Consider the following 18,963-nt stretch of genomic DNA (forward strand, 5'->3'; position numbering starts at 1 on the left):
CTTAATACTCACTTTGGCTTTTTACTATCTCAAAGATGCGTTCTGCGTTTCGCAGTAGCGTTTCGCTATCGCAATCTTCTTGCAACTCTAAATGTCTCTTAATTGCGTTTTTAACTTCCCGTTCTTTGATTGTTTTTCCTCGCCATCCATCTTTTTTAGTTTGACAAATTGCTGCATCTATGGATAGTGCTAGGGCTTCATTTTGATTGAGGTTATCGTATAAAGCTATTTTGGCGGGAGAGTTCAATGATTGAGGATACACTGAGGAACTGCTGGGTTGTGCAACTTGTTTACTTAACTCCACAATTTTCCGTAAATAGTCTTGATATTCTTGGGATGCTGTTTTTCTAGTTTGGATCAATTCGTCCAGCAATGTGGACATTTTCTCAAAATATTTCGGGTTGGTTGGTTGCTGATCAATGATCACTTTGCGTAAATTGTTTTCAATGGTTTCTGCTACTGCTGTTTTATTCTTTTTGATACCTTGGGGTAATGCGTTCACAGCATCAGCACCCCTTTGGACTATCAATTGCACCAGCGTCATATCCTCAAAGGTGGCGATCGCTTCGCTTTCTTCTGCACCAATATAACTATCTATCAAGTGACGCATGGCGGGTTCGTAGGCTTTTAAATCAATATAATCGCCACTGGCAAGTTTTACCTCACCCCGTACCTGTTCATAATGCTTAACTTCTTGTTTAATAATCTCGATTTCTGCTGGAGTGTAACCAGCTTCTATCATGTCATTAGCAAGGTTGGCGTAAGCACGAACGAAAGCGGATGTATATTTATAAAGAGCTATACGCTTTTGCTGGTTCTCTTCAAGGGTGTCTGGTTTGTCATTAGCACCGCAGAAATAGCGGATATAGGCAGGAGTATCTTGGGGTGGTTCTACAGGGTCACAAAGGGCTTTAATGGCTTCTCTAGACTCTTCTAGGCGTTCTCTGCCTTTTTCTAATCTGTCACTTAATAAGCCAGCAACGTCGTCTGCATCATAATCTTCAAAGGCTTCTGAAGTGTAGTCCTTCACTGATTTTTCTAGGCTTTTAAATAAATCTTTGTAGTCAACAATATAACCATATTCTTTATCTTCACCATCTAAACGATTGACACGACAAACAGCTTGAAAAAGTGTATGATCTCGCATGGTTTTATCAATGTAGAGATACGTAGCAGGAGGCGCATCAAAACCTGTGAGCAATTTATTAACTACTATCAAGAGCTTCATTTGGGCAGGTGATTTGATAAATTTCTCTTTAACTTCTTCCTCAAATTTTTCTGGGGTTTGCCCATTCAGCATTTTTTAATAAATTTCATATTGCTGTATCTTTTCCGTGCGTTCATCGTCTCCAATGCTTTCGCCTTTAATGCTTTTGGCTGAGGCATCATAGGAGGTGATAATGGCGCATTTTGTAAAATCTGCTGCTTGGAATAACTCATAATATTTACAAGCTTGGGGAATACCATCTGCTACGAGAATGGCGTTACCTCTGCCACTTTGTAGTCTATCTTTGGTGACAAAATCTAACATAATATCACCGACAATTTTACTCAAGCGTGATTTAGAACTGAGGACTTTTTGCATTGTTCCCCAGCGTTGTTTAAGTAATGTTTTCGCTTGTTCAGTTAAGCCTCTGGTTTTAGCTTCAAACCATTGATCAATTTTGGCTTGGGATGTTATATTTTGTTCTACTTTCCGAGCTTCATAGCGTAAGTCTAAAACTACCTGATCTTTGACAGCTTCATCAAATTTGTATGTGTGAATATAGTTCCCAAAAAGTTCTATACTATTCCGTTCGTCTTTTTTGAGTATGGGTGTACCAGTAAAGCCAATAAACAAAGCATGAGGCAAAATTTCCTTCATAGCTTTATGCAATTTACCTGTTTGGGAGTGGGAGCGGTGACATTCATCAACAAAGACATAAATATCACCTTTGACTTGGAAGTTTTGGGGTAAACTGCTTTTAAGTTGGGTTATGTAATTGTCGTAACCACGTTGTTCTGCACTACTGTCTTTTCTGCCAAATTTATGGATTAAGGAGCAGAGTAACCAAGGAGTAGTATTATTCAGTTGGGTGATCAAGTCTTGACCGCTTTTTGTGCGATAGATGTTTTCGTTAACACCAAAAAACACGCCTTCAATTTGCTCGTCTAGTTCTTCCCTATCTGTCATAATTAACACGCGAGCATGAGGGTTATATTCCCGAATCCATTTTGTCAGCCAAACCATAGTTAGGCTTTTACCACTGCCTTGGGTATGCCAGATAATGCCCCCTTCGTTACGGGAAATATAATCTTGGGCTGCTTTGACACCAAAATACTGATTATGACGACAGAGTTTTTTGATCCCACAGTCAAAAACTACAAAATTGTGGATCAGTTCGAGAAGGTGGGTTTTTTCACAAAGTTGCAATAGGTGTTTATCTAAGGGGTTCTCGATGTCGCTATAGGTGTCTTCTTTCCAGCTCAGGTAATATTTTTCTGAGGTTTCGATAGTTCCATAACGTAGTCCTTCGGTGTCGTTGCCTGCCATGACTAACTGCATGGTGTTAAAAAAGGATTTGATAAATAGAGATTTTTGATTATCGAGGTTTTGGCGGATACCTTCGGAGACGGAGATGGTACTGCGTTTTAGTTCTAAAACACCGAGGGCGATGCCATTGATGTATAGAACTATATCCGGGCGTTTATCGTTTTCTCCTTTGACGGTGACTTCTTCGGCAATGGCAAAGTCATTTTCTAGGGGTTCTTTCCAGTTGATCAGCCAAACGGTTTGGTTCTTTTCTCCTGCTTCTTCTTTGACGTTGACACCATAGCGCAACAAGCTATAAATCTCTTTGTTGATGTCGTAGAGGTTTTTACTTTGATCACCTGCGACTTTATTGAGTTCATATAAAGCTTTGTTAATTAGGGTGTCGTTGTAGCCTTGTTTGTCACGGAGGAAGGTGGTAACAATTTCGGTTTCGATGTTGCCGTTATTAAGTCGGTGTTGCCAATTTCCCAAGTAGCGGTAATTTAGCTGGTGCTGGAATAACTGCACCACGCGGTTTTGGGTTTGGCGTTCACGTTGTCCGACTTGGTTCATACTCACATCTTACCCCTTTGTCATTTTTAACTTATCTCAACTGTGAATTTTCTGTCTAGCTTAATGTTTGTAACCAGGAACTACCTGTAAGATTGGTATCAACTGTAGCTAATGTTAATTGGTAGTAAACTGCGGTAGCTGCAATAAAGCGATCGCCTGGATCTTGGTGTGGTAGCTCAATCTGTCGGCTTAAAATGGCGATGTGGTGGTTAAGTGAAGCTTCACGAATTTCTAAGGTATTTAAGGCTAAATCAACCCATGCAACTGGATTAGGCTGTAAAGATATTCGTCCTTTTTCTGCTAAAAGTAGAGTTTCCCAGATACTAATTGGACTGAGCCAAAGTTCGGTTGTTGCTGCTGGAATGGTGGTTTGCAGTTGAGTAGATAAACGTTCGTTACCAAGCAAATACCAAAGCCAGATGTGGGTATCAAGTAATAGCTTCACTGGAGTGCTTCCCATGTGGTAGCAGGGATGACTGGAGCAATCACGTCTCCCAATATTTCACCGCTACCCTTCATTGCTCCAAATGCTGGGCGTTGGGGTTGAAGAGTGGCAGGATAAATAATCACTAAGGGTTCTCCGTCATGGGTGACGGTTAAGGGTGTTTTGGTGCGTTGTATTTCTGCAAATATTTGTTGGAGTGTTTTGGGTAATTCACTGGTAGTAATGTGTTCCATAGTATAGTTTAGCTCTTGTTCTTGCTTCTATTTTATAACCTTGGCGTTGATTAAGAACTACTAATTAGTCTCGTTTTTCCGGTGAGAAGTTCTTGCATCATCCCCTGTTTTATGGCTTTGTATTTATCGCGCTTTTTTTCTAATGCTTCAATTTCTGCATCCATGTCGCTGAGGACTTGAGCGATCGCTTTTTGTTCTTCAACTGAGGACAACTTAATTTCAATATTTTCAATCGTTTTAGCATTTAAACTGGGAACTCCAGAAGCCTCATTATAGGAATACCAATTAATTAAATTAAACCTATAAAAAATAAATTTTGGAAATGCGTTATTTAATATGTCTGTATAAAACAAAGTGTCTATCGTCCAAAATGGACTATCCATATATTGTGGAATATCAATAGTTCCCTTTCGTCCAATTAATACTGATGGTTTGTTATATAAGTAGGTTTTTGCCCTGCCAATTTCTCCTCCTGTAGCTAAAATTGGAAATTCTCCATTTTGGTCTACCACATGATGCTGACTTTTTCCATGTCGGACTTTTAATACGTCCCCTAACTTCTTCACATCCCACTCATCACTAAAACCCGGTAGGCGTTTCTTACCCGTGAGGATTTGCTGCATCGTGCTTTGCTTGATGTTGCGCTTTTTGGTGATGACTTGATCCAATGCTGTAATTAGGGTATCAAAATCACTTAGAGATTGTGCGATCGCTTTTTGTTCAGGAAGCGGGGGAATAGCACATAAAATTTGAACTAACGTATTTTTGGTTAATTTATATCTTCCAGCACCTTGGCGCGTTAAATGTCTTGTAATTTCTTTACGATAAAAGTAATAATAAAACCACTCAGTTAAATTTTTTGTGCCTTTGACTAAATGAGCATGATTATTAACATTAAATTTTCCTGATACTAATAATGTCATTGGTAAATCACGCCATTTGAGAAAGTGATCTCCATCTTCTCCAATTAACGCATATTTTCCTTCAATTCTATATTCATCTATATAACCCTGTATTTTTGTTGGTCCATAATATGGATAATCTCCTACTTTCTTTTTTCTAACTTCTTCACTAATTGGATAACGAAGGTTATTACAAATCTCAAAAGCTTCACCAACTGGTTGCACATCCCAATCTTCAGGAATAACCCCCAACTCAGAAACCTTAAAACCATCTGGAACACTCATAAACATCACCAAAAATTAAACAAAATGTAAAATCTATCTGCGTCTATCTGCGTTTATCTGCGTTCCATCTTTTTAATAGACATCACCAAACCATCCCCATTTTTTGCAAATGTCCCTCAACCAAACTTGTCAACCTATCCACCTCATTAGTCAACTCAAACAAAGGAGTATCATAACGTTCACCTAACTCCTGAATCCTTTGCGTCAACCGTTGCGAAATCCGATCCATCTCAGAATTAATTGCCTGTTTCAACATCGTCATCCACTTATCATCAACCACCAGAGTTTTAATTTCATCCTCTGTTAATTTCTTATATTTCTTTAACACCTGATTGTGTAAAGATTGGGTAGCGTCTTTAATTTTTTTATCAATATCTGCTGCTGCATCTATTAATTTTAGGTAGGATGTCAATACTTGTAATTCATCTAATTCATCAGCATCAGCAAAAAGAGGATTTTTTTTCAGTTCTTTAATCCGAATATTTATATTAGTTTTGGTAATTTTCCCACTATCATTAGTCACCTCTTCTAACAAACCTTCTTCACCTCCATATTCTTCCTGCATTTCTTCCTGCTGTCGGATAATTTCATCCTTTTGAGCTTCCAGTTTTTCAATTTCTGCCTGTTCAGATGGAAAATAGCGATTAATGATCAATTCTTCCGGTATCAGTTCACAGACATAATCTATAATTACGCCTTTTTTATTAGTTATGGGTGTGAGTTCCGCTTGCCAACCATCCTCAACTATGATATACACATCATCCCGCATTACTTCCAACCAATAAGTAAGCAGATGTTGATAAACATCATATTTATCTATTAACTTTTTTCCTGTAAATGCTGCTAGTAAATTCTCACCTAACTTATATATAATTTCCTTGGGTTTATCTCCCTGTTGAACAGCTTTTAATAATGATGTATGTTGATTTTTCCAAGTTGTAAAAACCTGCTCAATTTCCTGACTATATTTTATAAATTCAGGATGATGAAAAATACAATTTTTGACATCATTGGCAGCAACTTTTAGCTGTTGATATGCTGGGTTTTTCGTTGGTGCAAATAATTCTTGTTGTAAGTTCGGATAAACTTGCCAAAATTCCCCTAATGCCTCAATATCGCGCTGGGGTATCCCTCCCAACAAATGCGCTTCAATATCCTGAATATCTTCCTCTTCCTGACTATCAATATAACGGGGAATATTCAAGTTATACTCATTGTCTTTAATTTCCTGCAAAGAAACCATCCGCGAATATTTCGCCACCTCAAGCTGTTTGTTGAAAACATCAACAATTTTATGAATATCCTGCTCCTGCAAGCGGTTTTTATTGCCATCTTTAACAAATCCCTTGCTGGCATCAATCATAAAAATGCCTTGGCGATTTTCCGCATTTTCTTTATCTAAAACAATAATACAGGCAGGTATTCCCGTCCCATAAAATAGGTTTGGTGGTAGCCCAATAATCCCTTTAATAATGCCTTTGCCAATCAGTTTTTTGCGAATTTCACCCTCGACATTACCCCGAAACAGCACCCCATGAGGCAAAATAATCGCTCCTTTACCGTTGCTTTTCAGGGAGCGAACGATATGCAGCAAAAAAGCATAGTCGCCATTTTTAGCTGGGGGGATGCTATAGTCTTGAAAACGTTCAAATTCATCCTTAATCGGGTTAAAGCCTGTACTCCAAGCCTTTGAGGAAAAGGGCGGATTAGCCACAGCAAAATCGAAGGTTTTCAGTCCCCCATCCGGGTTTTTAAAGTAGGGAGTTGATAAAGTATTATCTTGCCAAATCTCCGCAGTAGGATGTCCATGTAGGATCATATTCATCCGTGCTAAGGCGTAGGTAGCGTTATCCATCTCTTGTCCATAGATGGTTAAGCCCTGTTCTGCTTCGTCCGCAGCTTTTAGTAACAATGAACCACTACCACAGGTGGGATCATAAATGGTCTGTTCTTGACTGGTAGTGGAATTAACACCAATCACTTTAGCAATCACGCGAGAAACTTCTGCCGGGGTGTAAAATTGTCCTTTGCTTTTACCTGACTGGGTGGCAAAGTTCCGCATCAGATACTCATAAGCATCCCCTAGAGACTTCCAAATAAAAAAATGTCCCAAAACTGATGCAGAAATTCTCTCTCTGTGTACTCTGTGCCTCTGTGGTTCGTTTCTTAGGATAATTTATTTCTTGGAAGTCTCCTAAAATATCATCACCATCAGCGCGGTTTTTACTAAAGTTCAGTGCTGAGTTCTCAAAAATCCCCACCAGGTTAGAAAGCCGGTCTTTCATTTCCTGGCCTTTACCCAGTTTGTCCGCATCATTAAAATCAGCATCATTAAAGATACCGCCTAAATCGTTAGCTTCGGCAAGTTTAGCGATGATTTTATTGATTTTGTCGCCGATTTCTTTATCACCCTTGAGGGCAACAATATCTTGAAAGCTGCCCCCAGTCGGCACTTCAATCAGGGCATCTGCCACACCTGCGTATTTGTCAGATACATATTTAACAAATAATAAAGCTAATACACAATTTTTATACTGCGAGGCATCCATCCCACCCCGCAGTTCATCACAGCTTTTCCATAACGAACTGTATAGTTCACTTTTCTTTATTGCCATTTTGTATCGTTTTGACCCCTACTTAATCCTACTTTGTCAGATGGACTTGATCATGTCTGACACCTTACCTTGCAGTTTTTACATTTTACAAAGAACCAATACCATACCACGTCCACAAGCCTCAACTTATATGTGGTTGAGGATATATCTTATATCGGAAGAGTTTAAATTCTGATATTTGTAACACTCATACACTATTGTGGCGGATTCTGCTGCTCTCGCTCCTCAACAGCCTTACTAACAATCCTCACCACAAGATTACTTATGGGACGGTCTTCTTCCTGCGCCCATCTGACTAAAGCCTCATGGATATCTTTAGGAAAGTATATCGAAGTTTGTACGCGATCGCTCTGATTCATTAACTCTAAAAGAATTTATCGCTAAACTATCATACCTCCACAACCTTGTTCTAAGGCTAAATAATGTTTAACAATGTTTGACAATGTTTTATGGTAAATTAAAAACATTGCCAAACATTAAATTAATGTGTGGCAATGTTGTATATATTTATTCTCTGGAAAGTCCATGCTATGAACGATTTGAGCGATATGACGGTATTAGCTTGTATTGATTTTGATAAATTACTGTGTTCACAAAGATACCAGCAGATTTTCCCTACAGTGCGACATTGCTGAAATTTTTGGAGAGCGATCGCTTCAAGGTGCGATCGTTATCTGACAAAGACAAATAAGTAATTAATTGTAATTACACAAAATAACAACTCATTGATTTTGTGGAGATTTTGTCAATATGAGCCGCAATAATAAGAAAAATTCGACGAATCCCATCATCAGAACTATAAGATGCCATCTCAATGCTAAAGAAGATGTACTTCGTCAAGTATGGGAAGAAATGACTCAAAAAAATACTCCTTTGATTGTCCAATTATTGGAGGATGTAAGTGAACAACCTGAATTTGACACCAAGAAAGAAACTGGAGAAATCAGCAAAAAAGAAATTACAGAATTACGTAAATCTCTAACAAAAGATTCAGATTTAGAAAAACAGTCAGGTCGTTTTCGCTCATCAGCAGACTCTTTTGTGCAAGAAGTTTATTCGGCTCTTGCGTCTCTTTTATGGTGATTGAGGATTGATGATAACAAAACCCTTACGGGACAAGGGTTATAAACAATTATTTCCATATTTTCAATGAAATGCCTACAGAATAAGGCTTTCAATGATTTTGAACCAGGTTTTCCATAAAAATAACCGAAGAACCGTTTATTCTTCATGGCTTACTTTATATAAAAAACGAATAAGGCAGAAAGAAGGTAAAGAATACTTTCTCAATAATATACTCAAAAGTGATGTTGAACTTCTAGTGTTTCAACCGTCCTATCCATAGGTGGTGGGTTAAAAGAAGATTTACTTTAGTGGCGGTTGTTGAACATAATTATTTAATGGACAAATGGAGAATAGGAGACTCGAACCCCTGGCCTCTGCGGTGCGATCGCAGCACTCTACCAACTGAGCTAATTCCCCTTAGTCGTGCTTAAGTCAAAAACTTTAGCACACCATATATCTTAACACTCAGGAAGGACAGATTTCACATCTTTTTCCAAAAAAACTTCCTGTACCTGCTGCAAATCCAAATCAATCAGATAATCAATCGTCCAATTAGCTTGACGGTGTAGCATCTGGAAGGGATAAGTATTTGCTACTCCCACCACTTGCATTTGGGCGCATTTAGCAGCTTGAATACCTGCGGGAGTATTTTCAAGCACTAAACATTCATCAGGTTGTAAATTTAATTCTGGATATGCCTGATTTAAGCGATAAACCGCCAGCAAATAGCCTTCCGGGTTAGGTTTATTGCTGCTGATATCATCCCCCGACACAATCACAGAAAAGTATTCAGCTAATTTAGCAGATGTTAATACAAATTCTATTTCCGAGGATAAAGCATCACTAACTAACGCCATTTTGAGATGACGGGAACGAATCTGAAAAATCACATCTTCAATTCCCGAATACAAAGGCAATTCTTCCAGCTTCTCCAATTCCAGCACATAAGCTTGAGCTTTGCGGGTAAGTAACTGCATCATATAAGCTTCCGTCACCACCCTACCACGACTTTTTAACAGATTTTGCAGATACGCGCGAGAGCCTATCCCTAAAAAGTTTTCACGTTCTTTTACCCGTTGAGGTTGAAGATTTTCCTGTACAAGAATCTCATCTATCAATTGGATATGAATTGATCCATCTTTAATAATGACACCATTAAAATCAAATAAAACTGCCTTTAAACTCATAGTGCAAACTGGAAACAATCCTCCAGATTATCAGAGTAAATTACCGGAATACATTTAAGATTAACCCATTTTTGAAGATATACAAGAGTCAGATCCCCGACTTCTTGAAGAAGTCGGGGATCTTGTTCCCACGGTGCAGGGCGCTTAATGTCAAGAAGTAAGGCAAAAAATGTCTATACTCTTGATGATTTAATCGAGCAAACACAGGGGGTAGAATGTCGTAAAGATACGGGAGTTTTAGATGAAATTCCTGCTGCTTATAAACCCATTGAACAGGTAATGGAAAACCAATCTGATTTGGTGGAAATTGTGGCAACTTTGAAACAAGTTCTTTGTGTCAAAGGGTAATTTGTCAGAATCAGGATATCCAGGATTTAAGGATGTACATGATTCAGCCTGTATTGTATAGGCTTTTATTTGTCTGAATCAGGATATCTAGGATTTAAGGATGTACGGGATATGAATTTTCGTGTTTAGTATGTGATTAAGCCTGTATTGTACTACAGGTTTTTTTCTGAAAAGCCAGAAAACCGAGTACCAGGTATGATCGTGGAAAATTACCTGTTTACAATCCTTAATAATTTTCTGTACCCCTTAAATGTTACACTCTACAAGTCTCGACGCGAGATAATACACAGAGGTCACATCAAATCTAAAACTTAGAAGCAGAAGGGACGAGCAGTTAAGGACGGGGAGGTTGCCTTCTGGTGATTTCTTGTCAGAAGTAATATCTGTGTAGTACAACCAGTCCCCTCCTTTTCTCCATCCTACCTTGTCTCCGAACCTGTCCCAGATGTCTGGGTTACGTTTATTTTTTTTTGTTCCACCGAGACTTTGATAAATGCGTTTCTGAACAGAAAAACCAAATTTACCATCACTGTATTTTACCCACAACTGGTCAATTGTACGAAGGTCTTCACAGGGAAAATTACTAATATTTTCACAATCTAAATAACCTTCTTCTTCTCGGTTCACTACCGCTGACATTACTCGTAGTGTTTCCGCATCCGCTCCTTTCCAGTTCTTTGCAAAGAGTAAATCTTGTAATTTAGTATAATCCTGTCCTACTGCTGACTTGAGTTCTATCCCGCGCATTGGTAAAGCCAAAGGAATGGGGGGAAAGTCAACAACATTAACTGATTTTATGGAGTTTTTAGTAAACTGGATTGCTTGATCATTAACTTCTTCTAACTGATCTTCTAACTGGGCTTTTCCTGTTCTTAAAACAGCCTCATTTACCTGAGCAAATTGCTGTGGATTTAGAAGAATATATTCCACATCAGCAATTTGTTTAGAAATCTGCTGTGAGCGCTCCCAAAGACCTTGCAATACCCGTGTTTTCTTTTGCAAAGTCATCATATCGATCGCTTGCATTGCCGTAGGAAAAGATAGCAAATCGTGATAAGGTTTGCAAAGTACCTGCAAAATACTCGCCGATTTTCGCACCGAATCCGGAAAATTGACTGCACATTCTAGAGCATCTGTGGGAGTTGTCACCAGCGCCCCAGCACCACCTGTGCGATAACAACGAGCTTCAATTCGCACATTGCTATATTTTGCTAGGTTGGCAAATCTAGACTTTATTTCAGCTTTAGCATCAATAGAAACAACATTGCTATAGGAAATTTGGGCGCTCAGTTCCGCATCCATTTTTTCCTTAGTTTCCCTATCACTAGAAATAATCTCAATGGTACTAACAAATTCACCACCTGTAATTATTCCAGAGATATATTCATAACCCGCCCGCCGATAAAATTCATCTATTCCATTTTGATTGATAAACTTAATTATTCTGGGACTCAAATCAACAATCTTCAAGTTTTTCTCAATGTCGCGGACTTTGACATATAGCACGGAAAAGGTAGAATATTCGTTAGATTTTTGGCTCAATTCACTCACAGCTTTGGCTTTCACAGAACCACTTCCCTGAAACCAGGAAGCGTTCAGATTTGCCTCAAAATCAATTCCTAAGACGCTACTCAGTTCAGCACTAGATGTGACTCGTTTGAATAACAAATCGGCTGTTTGTCCAGTCTGCCCACCAGCGGCAACTAAGTCTCCATAATCCACATAGGTATCGTAAATCTCACCTGTGAGGGGATTGTAGCCCATAGCCACATCCATGCCGGCACAATAATCTCTGATGATAGGCATAAAATTTGTAACCTGTGTGGTGATAAAGGGTCAAGTATTACCAGTGTTGATCATAGCTGTGTCCACAGCCTGAATTTTGACAAGTGCTGGCATTACCTTCATATTTTTGACAATAACAGCCACTATAGGAGCAACTTCCATAACCGCAACGCAGTTCTTCCAGCAGCGTTTTCTGCAAAATACTTGGGAATACTACAGCCTGTTTTCTGTTGATTACGGATTTCTGTGCCGGGATTTGTTTATTTTTTGTAATCACGATATTCCACAACCTTGTAAAATTACGTTTACTTGTAATTATACCCAAAATGGACGCATCTTTAAATTAAACTTAACGTAAAACCCATAGCCTTGATTTGTAGGTTGGGTTGTGGAACGTGAACGTTCGCGAAGCAATTAGCATGAAACCCAACGCATTTGTTGGGTTGCGCTGTCGCTTAACCCAACAAAGCAGAAAATTGACAAGATATTGTTTGTCCAATTTATTTTCCAGGTAAATCTGCCACTTCCCCAGCGCTCACCATTGCCCGATAAAGTAAAGCACAAACATCGGCTCTAGTGGCAACTTTTTTAGAATTTAGCAATTTCTTATTGGGATAATTAGTAATTACATTATTTTCTGTTAAAGCGGCGATAAAATTCCGATGTTCGTTTCTAATACTAGAAGCATCACTATAAACTGAAAGAATATTTTCTGTTGAACCAGTAAATTTATAATTCAATCCTTTGGCTAAAGTTATTAAAACATCTAGGCGATTCAGCTTTTGTGTGGGGTTAAAGTTTTTGCTGTTGAGAATAGTAAAAAAGCCCATTTCATAAGCTTCTCGAATGGCATCATAAGCCCAATATCGCTTAGGAACATCTTTAAAATTAATTGCTTCTCGAACTTTACTTTTAATAAAAACTTTTTGCAATAATGCTGCTAATTCGGCACGAGTTACTGGTGCATTTGGACGAAAAGAATCATCAGGAAATCCGCCAATTACTTCCATTGCAGCCAATTCAGAAATATATTCTTTAGCCCAATAGTTTTTAGAGATATCAGAAAATGAGACTTGAATACCCTTACCTACACCTATTGTCCGATATTCACTTAATAATTTGCCCAGTTCAAAACTGGAGTTGTCCTGAATTGGAGTCAACTTTACCAAACTACTAGGATTAGCAGTTAAGGCTTTTGCTAAGTTAGAATCAAAGGCATTGACAGATTTACCTGCTACAGCAAAATCACCTTCGCTAAAGGAGGTAGGATAAACGCCAGTGGTGGCAACTTTAGCAAATCCTGCGGCTTGATATTGGACAATATTGATCTTTTCCGAACTATTCAGGAAAGTAACTTTTTGGTTATTAACTTCCGTGAAGTAGTCATAGGCATTGGTATTATCAACAATGCTATCATTATTGGCATCAAAACCATAAAAGGTGCGGACTACTTTGTTTTCTGTGGGATTAGCAGATAAAATCAGGTTAACCGCCGTATTTTCCGGCAAACAAACAAATTCACTGTAACCAATAAAGCGATTACTGGTATCATACAAGCGGATGACGATGCGATCGCCTAATTTAAACCCTTTAACAAACTTAGCCTTTTGCTTAATCTTATATTTATAATCACCTAAAAACCTTTCTTGCCGATATTTATTACCATATTTACTCTTGATAGAAATCCGGGCAATTACTTCTTTGATTGTTCCCCCAGGTTGCCATATATAAAGCGTGAATGCTGATTTCTTCTCTGGTGAAAAACTCGTATTCACGGGAATATCAATTGCTTCACCCTCAGATTGTCCCACTAAAAGTTGCATTTGTGGAGAATTCCCTAATTTTGATGCAACTGGGGAAGAAAGTCTTGATACTGCTAATGCAGAAAATATTGGCGATAATGCGACAACAGAAACGGTTGCAACAACCAGCTTACTCCAACTTAAATTAATGGGATTCATATATTTTATCTCGCACCTGGCCAATGGACTAATGTTCTCTAGATCAAAAATTTCTAATGCTAGTGAACCGTACTGGTAACACAGGGCATTTTATATTACTTTTGTCAAAGAAGCAAAAAGGAGACAATTACCCATTACCAGTCTCAATGTGAACAAGCTGTTATACACGGCAGAATTTACAAAATAAATGTAATTATTAACACAGTTTAATTTTATGGATTTTGCGTAGGTAACGGTAGAAAAACAGCAGGTGAAAGATGAAAAAACTCTGCTAACTCTTGGATATGACTGACAGTGAGTTGGCTTTTTTCTGTTAGGATATCTAACACCATAGATTCTGTCTTAAATACAGGAATCAAATCTTTTTGATGAAAGCCATATTCTTCCATAAGAGCTTTGAGCAATTCTATTCCATAAATATCAGGAACTGGTTCTTTTGTTTGCTCGTATTCGTACACTAAAGTACCAAGTAAATCAAGATAGTCTTGCTCATCTGGTGTTAATGGAGTATGGTCTAACAGAGAATCAATTACATTTTGAGTAGCAAGCAGTTCCTCATCAGATTTGATAGGTCTAGGAGGGAAAGTTTGTAATAATTTAATGTAGCTTGGCGCTTTATCTGAGGTCTTAATCATAATTTTTACCTTAACACCCGTTACAGCCGGTGATGCTTTTATTAATAGCATGGCCACGCAAGCTATCAAAATCTTAAACTTTGCGTCTTTGCGCCTTTGCGCGAAATATAATTCGTACCGTAGTAATATCACATCCAAAATACCAAAAATCTCACGCCCAAACACAAAGCCACTCAAAATCATCTTTGCGCCTTTGCGCCTTTGCGTGAGACATTATCTTACTACAACCACCGAGCCGCATCCTTAGCGTGGTAAGTCAAAATCAAATCAGCACCAGCCCGTTTAAAGCCAGTCAAAGTTTCCATAACCACACGCTGCTCATCAATCCAACCATTTAAAGCCGCAGCCTTCACCATTGCATATTCACCAGAGACATTGTAAGCCGCCACAGGTAAATTAGTAGCTTCTTTGACGCGCCAGATAATATCCATATATGCTAAAGCTGGTTTTACCATCAGCATATCAGCACCTTCAGCAATATCCAACTCAATTTCTTTCAGGGCTTCGCGGGCGTTACCGGGGTCCATTTGGTAAGTGCGTCTATCGCCAAATTGTGGTGTTGAGTCCGCTGCATCTCTAAATGGTCCATAATAAGCCGAAGCATATTTAGCAGCATAAGACATAATGGGGATATCTTCAAATCCCGCCTCATCCAAACCTGCGCGAATTGCTTGAACAAAACCATCCATCATCCCCGAAGGTGCGATAATATCTGCACCTGCTTGAGCTTGAGAAACTGCGGTTTTCTTTAATAATTCTAAAGTTGGGTCATTTAATACTCTACCTGTTAAATCACCAACTTGTAAATAACCACAATGTCCATGACTTGTATATTCACATAAACAAGTATCAGTCATGACAATTAAATCAGGAAGGGCATTTTTAACTGCGGTTGCTGCCTTTTGAACAATGCCACAATCATGCCACGCCCCGGTAGCATCTATGTCTTTATCTGCCGGAATTCCAAATAAGATAATTGCGGGAATTCCTAAGTCATAAACCTCTTTAGCTTCTTCAACAATCTTATCTACTGAAAGTTGATAAACACCGGGCATAGATTTAACTTCCTTGGCAATACCTTCTCCTGGTACGGCAAACAATGGATAAATCAAATCGTTAGTAGTTAAAACGGTTTCACGTACCATACGGCGTAATTGGGTATGGCTACGCAGACGACGAGGACGATGTATAGGAAACATAAATTTTTATCACTGATTTGACGGATTTAATGATTTCACGGAATGAAGGATTGTATTCGTAAATAAAAAGGAGTTTAAATTCCTTTCTAAACGCGAATAGTGTGCCGTAGGCAAACTGTTTTTTCACTGAATGTAACAAAAAACAATAAGATGGACACAGAATAAAGCGTCACAAAAGCAAGTTTGTAGCTGGCTCTATTCAGACAAACTACAAGCAGTGCTTTAACTGTCTTTTGCCCTGCTGTTGATGAAGCTGTGGGGCAATTTTATATTTTACAACTTGATAGACATTTGCTTATAACAAATTTGCAAAAAACAATCTTAAAAAATCATGCAATTAATTTTGGTAAGTTGTTTAATCAAAAGTCTATGATTAATTAAATTACCATATTTTCCCTGATTTGATCTAAAGAACTCGAAAAATAAACGGATAACGACAAGGTTGATCAGGATTGCTAAAAACACCAATTAGCGCCCAAATTGTCAATCCCCAGTGGAGGATATAACCTAAACCTGCGAGTGGAAACAAGATGAATAATGGTACAATCAACCAACCAATCAGAAAAAACAATGCCCCCAGAATTGCTCCATATAACCAAACGTTAAAATGGAAATTGATAGATTCCTTGGCATTGTCTTTAACAACAGGATCATCTGATACAAATAGTATGGCTATAGGTAAACCAATGGAGACAATGGTGGTGCTAAAAAAAATTGCTCCATGACATAATGCTGATAATAATTTACGTTTATCGCTGTCGTACATTGTTTGCTCCTATTCAATTCTAGTTAATTATTATATCAAACATGAGTGCCGCAAGCATCGCACATTCCCTCAACTGTCACTTCATACCGTTCTACTTTTAACCCCTGTCGCAGTTGACTAACATCAATATTCGGGAAAGTATTCCAGTTGATATCTTCAATCGCGCCACAGCAGTTACAGCGGAAATGATGGTGGGGGGCAACGTTAGCATCATAACGAGATACACCTTCCTCTAATAGCACTTCTCGCACCAAACCCGCCTCTCGCAGTGCCTGGAGTGCCGCATATACGGTAGCTTGAGAGGAAGTGGGTGCTTCTTGATTCAAGTCCCTCAGAATTTGATCAACTGTCGGGTGATCTTCTCTGGCTAATAGGTTGGCATAAACGCCAAATCTTTGGGGGGTGACTCGCAACCCTCTATTTTTCAGGGTTTTGATAATATCATTAGCTTTTGGCTGCATAGGATTTACTTAGTTATATAAAGATATAAGCCCTTATTATAACTTTTCCTTTTTAAGAACTAAACTTTTTTAAAAAATACATTATAAAATAAGTATTTATAACTATTGACTAATTCCTAAATCAGAATTATTCTGATTTACGAGATAAGCTACTGATGCGCTAAGCAAAAGCAGCAGCACGAGTTAAAATCTTCCATCTAAGAAAGAGGTATTTATGACTGTTATTACTCACGTTCCAAATGTAGTATTCAAGACTCGTGTACGGGATGAATCTATAGGTGGACCCAATCCTTACACTTGGAAAGATTTAACCACACAAGAAATTTTTGCCGGTAAGAAAGTAGTATTATTCGCTCTCCCCGGTGCTTTCACTCCTACCTGTTCTTCTACACATTTACCTCGCTATGAAGAACTATTTGAGGAATTCAAAGCGCAAGGTGTTGATCAAATCATTTGTTTGTCAGTTAATGACGCATTTGTAATGTTCCAATGGGGTAAACAACAAGGCGCTAAAAATGTTTTCTTGTTACCAGATGGTAGCGGAGAATTTAGCCGCAAAATGGGAATGTTAGTTGATAAATCTAACATCGGTTTTGGTATGCGTTCTTGGCGTTATGCAATGGTTGTTAATAACTGCGAAATTGAAAAAATGTTCATTGAACCTGGTTTTCAAGACAACGCTGGTGATGACCCCTTTGAAGTATCTGATGCTGATACCGTTCTTGCTTACCTCAAAGGTGTAGAACGTCCTGCTGCGATCGCACCCCGTTTAGCATTTGTTGGTTAATTACTAAGCAGGTTGGCGTTGAAAATTGTCGTTATAGCAAGGCAATAGGCAATAGGCAAGAGTAAGAGGATGTTTGAAAGGTTTTTAATGTATAAACAAACCCCTCTGGTAAACCTCTCCAGTATTAAATGTTATTCCTTTTCCCTCTCCTTTTAGGAGAGGGTTAGGGAGAGGTGCGGGGAGATGCTTTGAAACCACCCTTCCAGCTAAAAAAAGTTTTTCTGCTTCCCTCTCCTTTTGGGAGCTACGGTGTACACACAAGTTATCGAATCACCATTATTTCTCAAATTACCCCACCCTAACCCTCCCCGATGCTTTGGGGAGGGAACAGAAAGAAACTTCCACCTTTTGATAGAGGTTGATAGTTTTTAATTCATCTAAGGCAAGAGAAGTTACTGTTATGAAACTTCTTTTGCTTTTTTGTTTTGATAGACAAAAAGTTGGTAATTCTGTCCATTAAATCAGATATAAGAACTTGAATTTAGCCTATAAAAAACGAAAATACAAGAGAGGGAATGTTAAATTTATAGCTTTATTTTATCCCAGCTTAGATTGGGAAAGGAGAACCAATTATGCCGATAACCGTCTCTGATATATATCCTCTGGGTAGGGAACAGATTTTCAATGATCTCAGCATTGAGGAATTGACGAATATTATAGGTGGTTACAGAAGCCGACGCGGAAATTATCGGTCTACAGAAACCCCATTACCTCTTAACATAGATACTCAACTTCAAGACTGGAGGACAGAACTCAATACAATGATGGATGATCTCAGACAACGATTCGATACTTAAGAAACATAGCAATAATTGAACATTTTCCTAAAAATCGTGTGTTTTCATGCTTATGAACAGCTAACACACGATTTTTTCTATGATTTAAATTAAAAATACCATCTTCAGGAAAAGAGAAGATACTTTTGTCTTTGAATCTATACCTAATAAGTAATGGGACAGAATTAATTACACAATTGATTTTTCTGTTCCCTGTTCCCTGTTCCCTCTCTCAACGAGTGAATTTAATTTTGTCCGACTACTTATTTTATTAATAAACAGACTCAACTCATTTAATTATGTCTTTTTTAACTAGGTTTAAGCCTTGATTTTCACTAATTTTATGAATAAAAATTAAATCAGCAGTTAAGAGAAGGCACAAACCCAGCTTAACTGCTTTTCGCAAAGCATCAATTGATTGATGATTA

General features: G+C 38.3%; 19 protein-coding genes, 1 tRNA gene and 1 pseudogene. 4 read left to right on the top strand and 17 right to left on the bottom strand.

The window, feature by feature from the left end; all coding sequences use genetic code 11:
* Nucleotide 1 precedes the first annotated feature (1 nt).
* From AA650_RS28415 to AA650_RS27285, 8 genes are all read right to left on the bottom strand, one after another.
* The gene (locus AA650_RS28415; RefSeq protein WP_199924338.1) at nucleotides 2-1,300 is read right to left on the bottom strand and encodes a type I restriction endonuclease subunit R; all 1,299 of its coding nucleotides are present in this window, start codon (nucleotides 1,298-1,300) and stop codon (nucleotides 2-4) included.
* A gap of 3 nt (nucleotides 1,301-1,303) precedes the next feature.
* A complete protein-coding gene (locus AA650_RS28420; protein WP_234413441.1) occupies nucleotides 1,304-3,085 on the bottom strand; it encodes a type I restriction endonuclease subunit R in 1,782 nt (593 codons plus the stop codon).
* A gap of 55 nt (nucleotides 3,086-3,140) precedes the next feature.
* The gene (locus AA650_RS23915) at nucleotides 3,141-3,530 is read right to left on the bottom strand and encodes a type II toxin-antitoxin system VapC family toxin (protein ID WP_053541394.1); all 390 of its coding nucleotides are present in this window, start codon (nucleotides 3,528-3,530) and stop codon (nucleotides 3,141-3,143) included.
* Nucleotides 3,527-3,763 carry a type II toxin-antitoxin system Phd/YefM family antitoxin gene (locus AA650_RS23920; RefSeq protein WP_053540938.1) on the bottom strand — a complete coding sequence of 79 codons (237 nt, stop codon included), beginning with the start codon at nucleotides 3,761-3,763 and terminating at the stop codon, nucleotides 3,527-3,529. Before AA650_RS23920 ends, AA650_RS23915 begins: the two co-directional genes overlap by 4 nt.
* 50 nt (nucleotides 3,764-3,813) lie before the next feature.
* A complete protein-coding gene (locus AA650_RS27280) occupies nucleotides 3,814-4,950 on the bottom strand; it encodes a restriction endonuclease subunit S (RefSeq protein WP_081424320.1) in 1,137 nt (378 codons plus the stop codon).
* 82 nt (nucleotides 4,951-5,032) lie between these two features.
* The gene (locus AA650_RS23930; protein WP_053540939.1) at nucleotides 5,033-7,012 is read right to left on the bottom strand and encodes an N-6 DNA methylase; all 1,980 of its coding nucleotides are present in this window, start codon (nucleotides 7,010-7,012) and stop codon (nucleotides 5,033-5,035) included.
* 7 nt (nucleotides 7,013-7,019) lie between these two features.
* Nucleotides 7,020-7,565 carry a type I restriction-modification system subunit M N-terminal domain-containing protein gene (locus AA650_RS23935; RefSeq protein ID WP_053540940.1) on the bottom strand — a complete coding sequence of 182 codons (546 nt, stop codon included), beginning with the start codon at nucleotides 7,563-7,565 and terminating at the stop codon, nucleotides 7,020-7,022.
* Between the two features lie 194 nt (nucleotides 7,566-7,759).
* On the bottom strand, nucleotides 7,760-7,924 hold the full coding sequence (locus tag AA650_RS27285) for a ribbon-helix-helix domain-containing protein (protein ID WP_081424321.1): 165 nt from the start codon (nucleotides 7,922-7,924) through the stop codon (nucleotides 7,760-7,762).
* A 391-nt stretch (nucleotides 7,925-8,315) separates the two neighbouring features.
* Here AA650_RS27285 and AA650_RS23940 point away from each other — a divergent pair, with 391 nt between their 5' ends.
* On the top strand, nucleotides 8,316-8,648 hold the full coding sequence (locus AA650_RS23940) for a hypothetical protein (protein ID WP_053540941.1): 333 nt from the start codon (nucleotides 8,316-8,318) through the stop codon (nucleotides 8,646-8,648).
* Nucleotides 8,649-8,974: 326 nt separating this feature from the next.
* On the opposite strand, the gene AA650_RS23945 is transcribed toward AA650_RS23940, so the two are convergent.
* Nucleotides 8,975-9,047: transfer RNA gene (locus AA650_RS23945), tRNA-Ala, on the bottom strand.
* Nucleotides 9,048-9,088: 41 nt separating this feature from the next.
* Nucleotides 9,089-9,817: an HAD family hydrolase gene (locus AA650_RS23950; RefSeq protein WP_053540942.1), complete on the bottom strand. Its 729-nt coding sequence runs from the start codon at nucleotides 9,815-9,817 to the stop codon at nucleotides 9,089-9,091.
* Between the two features lie 120 nt (nucleotides 9,818-9,937).
* On the opposite strand from AA650_RS23950, the pseudogene AA650_RS23955 reads away from it, so the two are divergent.
* Nucleotides 9,938-10,165 (top strand): annotated as a pseudogene (locus AA650_RS23955) (RtcB family protein); the annotation flags it as partial.
* 246 nt (nucleotides 10,166-10,411) lie between these two features.
* Here the strand turns inward: AA650_RS23955 and AA650_RS27290 are convergent.
* The 7 genes from AA650_RS27290 to AA650_RS23985 all read right to left on the bottom strand — a co-directional run bounded on the left by AA650_RS27290 (nucleotide 10,412) and on the right by AA650_RS23985 (nucleotide 16,972).
* The gene (locus tag AA650_RS27290; RefSeq protein WP_234413252.1) at nucleotides 10,412-11,971 is read right to left on the bottom strand and encodes a GUN4 domain-containing protein; all 1,560 of its coding nucleotides are present in this window, start codon (nucleotides 11,969-11,971) and stop codon (nucleotides 10,412-10,414) included.
* A 37-nt stretch (nucleotides 11,972-12,008) separates the two neighbouring features.
* Nucleotides 12,009-12,227: a hypothetical protein gene (locus AA650_RS28425; RefSeq protein ID WP_199924340.1), complete on the bottom strand. Its 219-nt coding sequence runs from the start codon at nucleotides 12,225-12,227 to the stop codon at nucleotides 12,009-12,011.
* A 223-nt stretch (nucleotides 12,228-12,450) separates the two neighbouring features.
* Nucleotides 12,451-13,911, bottom strand: a complete 1,461-nt coding sequence (locus AA650_RS23965; protein WP_053540944.1) for an S-layer homology domain-containing protein — start codon at nucleotides 13,909-13,911, stop codon at nucleotides 12,451-12,453.
* 212 nt (nucleotides 13,912-14,123) lie between these two features.
* The gene (locus tag AA650_RS23970) at nucleotides 14,124-14,729 is read right to left on the bottom strand and encodes a helix-turn-helix domain-containing protein (RefSeq protein ID WP_335337399.1); all 606 of its coding nucleotides are present in this window, start codon (nucleotides 14,727-14,729) and stop codon (nucleotides 14,124-14,126) included.
* A 38-nt stretch (nucleotides 14,730-14,767) separates the two neighbouring features.
* A complete protein-coding gene (gene hemB / locus AA650_RS23975) occupies nucleotides 14,768-15,745 on the bottom strand; it encodes a porphobilinogen synthase (RefSeq protein WP_053540945.1) in 978 nt (325 codons plus the stop codon).
* A 406-nt stretch (nucleotides 15,746-16,151) separates the two neighbouring features.
* Nucleotides 16,152-16,511, bottom strand: a complete 360-nt coding sequence (locus AA650_RS23980; protein ID WP_053540946.1) for a DUF4870 domain-containing protein — start codon at nucleotides 16,509-16,511, stop codon at nucleotides 16,152-16,154.
* Nucleotides 16,512-16,546: 35 nt separating this feature from the next.
* The gene (locus AA650_RS23985) at nucleotides 16,547-16,972 is read right to left on the bottom strand and encodes a Fur family transcriptional regulator (protein WP_027402988.1); all 426 of its coding nucleotides are present in this window, start codon (nucleotides 16,970-16,972) and stop codon (nucleotides 16,547-16,549) included.
* A gap of 214 nt (nucleotides 16,973-17,186) precedes the next feature.
* Here AA650_RS23985 and AA650_RS23990 point away from each other — a divergent pair, with 214 nt between their 5' ends.
* Nucleotides 17,187-17,759 carry a peroxiredoxin gene (locus tag AA650_RS23990; RefSeq protein ID WP_053540947.1) on the top strand — a complete coding sequence of 191 codons (573 nt, stop codon included), beginning with the start codon at nucleotides 17,187-17,189 and terminating at the stop codon, nucleotides 17,757-17,759.
* A gap of 572 nt (nucleotides 17,760-18,331) precedes the next feature.
* A complete protein-coding gene (locus AA650_RS23995; protein ID WP_053540948.1) occupies nucleotides 18,332-18,556 on the top strand; it encodes a hypothetical protein in 225 nt (74 codons plus the stop codon).
* The last annotated feature ends 407 nt before the right edge of the window (nucleotides 18,557-18,963 follow it).

It is taken from the genome of Anabaena sp. WA102, from assembly GCF_001277295.1.
Lineage (GTDB): Bacteria > Cyanobacteriota > Cyanobacteriia > Cyanobacteriales > Nostocaceae > Dolichospermum > Dolichospermum heterosporum.